This window comes from Streptomyces sp. UH6, from assembly GCF_013421635.1.
Classification (GTDB): Bacteria; Actinomycetota; Actinomycetes; order Streptomycetales; family Streptomycetaceae; genus Streptomyces; species Streptomyces abyssomicinicus.
Map to the genome: position 1 here is coordinate 1 of NZ_JACADT010000818.1, position 2,573 is coordinate 2,573.

The window sequence follows — 2,573 nt, forward strand, 5'->3', positions numbered from 1 at the left end:
CCACGCCAGGGGGTGTGGAAGACGGGGCGGGCGCCGGCCAGGTCGCCGCAGACGGTGGTGCGCCGGTCGACCTGGACGACGACGGTGTAGCTGCCGGGCCAGGCGGTGAGGTGGCGCAGCGCGCCGCCGCGGGCCGCGAAGAGGCCGGCGAGCAGCTGGTCGTCGGAGGCCCCGCAGAGGCCCACCACGGCGATCCGGGCGCGCTCGTCGGCGACCAGGACACGGGTCTCGTCGGGCCGCCAGTCACCCACCGCCCACAGCGGGTCGGGGCCGCCCCACAGCAACTGGGCTCCGACCGGCTCGGGGTTGTCGTCCTCGAACTCGTCGGCGTATCCGCCGGGTTCGCCGTACTCCCCGAAGAGGTCGGCGCCGGGCGGCCGTTGGCCTGCGGCGGCGCTGCTCCATCCCACCAACCACCGCATCGACGCCTCCACAGGCTGTGGACAACCAGTGCACGAGCGAACCCGTGCTCCATGCTGCCACGAAGGGAGTGTCACGGAGGCATGCCGACGCGCCCTCCGTACGCGCCGCAAGGCCGCTCCCGCGGGGGGCGTGCCGGCGGGGCGACTTGAATGCGCCCCCGGGCGCGCCCCACGGACCACCGGATGCGCCCTCTATCCCCTGGCGAGGGCGGTGGTTCGGCCTGTCGGCGAAGGGCATATTTTCAGCCAATTACGCGGTACGTGTGCGGATTGAGGAGGCTCGCGCACACTCTCCGTACATACCGGGAGTTACGCACGGTCCGGGAGGCGGGCTGCGCCTCCCGGACCGGTCCGCCGCCCGCGGGGATGTGGCGGCGGTGTCCCCCAGCCCGCTGGATCCAGTACAGCGGGCCGACCCACGCAGCACCCATGGAACAGCCCGCCCCGCCGCCGATGGAGAGCGCACGGCCGGGCGCACGGCCACACAACGGGAGCACGTGGACACGTTCCGTACTCCCGCACGGGCAGCAATCTCGCCATACGGAAGTATGCCCCTTAACGCATGGGATTCGGAGAACTACGCTGGGTTTACGAATGCCGCGGGTTTATGCCAGCGGTGGCAGCCGTCTCTGCCGAGGGGGGACCCATGTCCAGGGAGCAACGCGGGCCGAACGAGAAGCTCGGCGCCGTTCTCGCCCTCGCGGGAATCAGCAACGCGGGGCTGGCGCGGCGGGTGAACGACCTGGGGGCGCAGCGCGGCCTGACGCTTCGCTACGACAAGACGTCCGTGGCGCGCTGGGTCTCCAAGGGGATGGTGCCGCAGGGCGCCGCTCCCCATCTGATCGCCGCGGCCATCGGCCAGAAGCTGGGCCGGCCGGTTCCTCTCCACGAGATCGGGCTGGCGGACGCCGACCCGACGCCCGAGGTGGGTCTCGCCTTCCCGCGCGACGTCGGGCAGGCGGTGAAGTCGGCCACCGAGCTCTACCGGCTCGACCTGGCCGGCCGCCGGGCGGGCTCCGGCGGCATCTGGCAGTCCCTCGCGGGCTCCTTCGCCGTGTCCGCCTACGCCACCCCCGCGTCGCGCTGGCTGATATCCCCGGCCGACACCTCGGTGGCGCGCGAGGCGGGGGCCGCGGAAGGCTCCGGGGCGCCGCTCAAGGTCGGGCACAGCGACGTCCGCAAGCTGCGCGAGGCCGCCGAGGACGCGCGGCGCTGGGACTCCAAGTACGGCGGCGGCGACTGGCGGTCCTCGATGGTCCCCGAGTGCCTGCGGGTCGAGGCGGCGCCGCTGCTGCTCGGCTCCTACTCCGACGACGTCGGGCGCGCCCTCTTCGGCGCGAGCGCCGAGCTGACCCGGCTGGCGGGCTGGATGGCCTTCGACACCGGCCAGCAGGAAGCCGCACAGCGCTACTACATCCAGGCCCTGCGGCTGGCCCGCGCGGCCGCGGACGTGCCGCTGGGCGGCTACGTGCTGGCGTCCATGTCCCTCCAGGCCACCTACCGGGGATTCGGCGACGAGGGCGTCGACCTCGCGCAGGCCGCCGTGGAGCGCAACCGGGGCCTGGCGACGGCCCGCACCATGAGCTTCTTCCGCCTGGTCGAGGCGCGCGCCCACGCCAGGGCGGGCGACGCGGCCGCCGCCGGGGCCGCGCTCAAGGCGTCCGAGAGCTGGCTGGAGCGTTCCCGCGAGGGCGACAACGACCCGAGCTGGCTCGGGTTCTACGGCTACGACCGGTTCTGCGCCGACGCGGCCGAGTGCTACCGGGACCTCAAGGCGCCCGGGCAGGTGCGTCGGTTCACCGAGCAGGCGCTGTCCAAGCCCACGGAGGAGTTCGTCCGCTCGCACGGGCTGCGGCTGGTGGTCTCGGCGGTGGCGGAGCTCGAGTCCGGGAACCTCGACGCGGCGTGCGAGCAGGGGGTGCGCGCGGTGGAGGTCGCCGGGCGGATCTCCTCCGCCCGCACGACCGAGTACGTCAAGGACCTGCTGACCCGGCTCGAGCCGTACGGCGACGAGCCGAGGGTGGTCGAGTTACGCGAGCGGGCCCGCCCCCTCCTCGGCACCCCGGCCTGACCCGGGGGCCCGGTTCCCCGCGGCAGGAGCCGGGCCATGCCCCACCGCCGGAGCCGGGCACGCCGGATCGAGGGGGCACG

Annotated in this window: 1 protein-coding gene and 1 pseudogene; one reads left to right on the plus strand and one right to left on the minus strand. The window is 74.0% G+C overall.

Annotated features, from left to right (window positions below; genetic code table 11):
- A pseudogene (locus HW445_RS26250) lies at positions 1 to 422 on the minus strand (asparagine synthase); the annotation flags it as partial.
- A 646-nt stretch (positions 423 to 1,068) separates the two neighbouring features.
- On the opposite strand from HW445_RS26250, the gene HW445_RS26255 reads away from it, so the two are divergent.
- Positions 1,069 to 2,493 (plus strand): MFS transporter, encoded by a 1,425-nt coding sequence (locus HW445_RS26255; protein ID WP_166021803.1) that lies wholly within the window; start codon positions 1,069 to 1,071, stop codon positions 2,491 to 2,493.
- The last annotated feature ends 80 nt before the right edge of the window (positions 2,494 to 2,573 follow it).

What these genes read in the sequence shown, in the direction of transcription:
- HW445_RS26255 (WP_166021803.1), top strand. Translation starts at nt 1,069, where the DNA reads ATGTCCAGGGAGCAACGCGGGCCGAACGAGAAGCTCGGCGCCGTTCTC.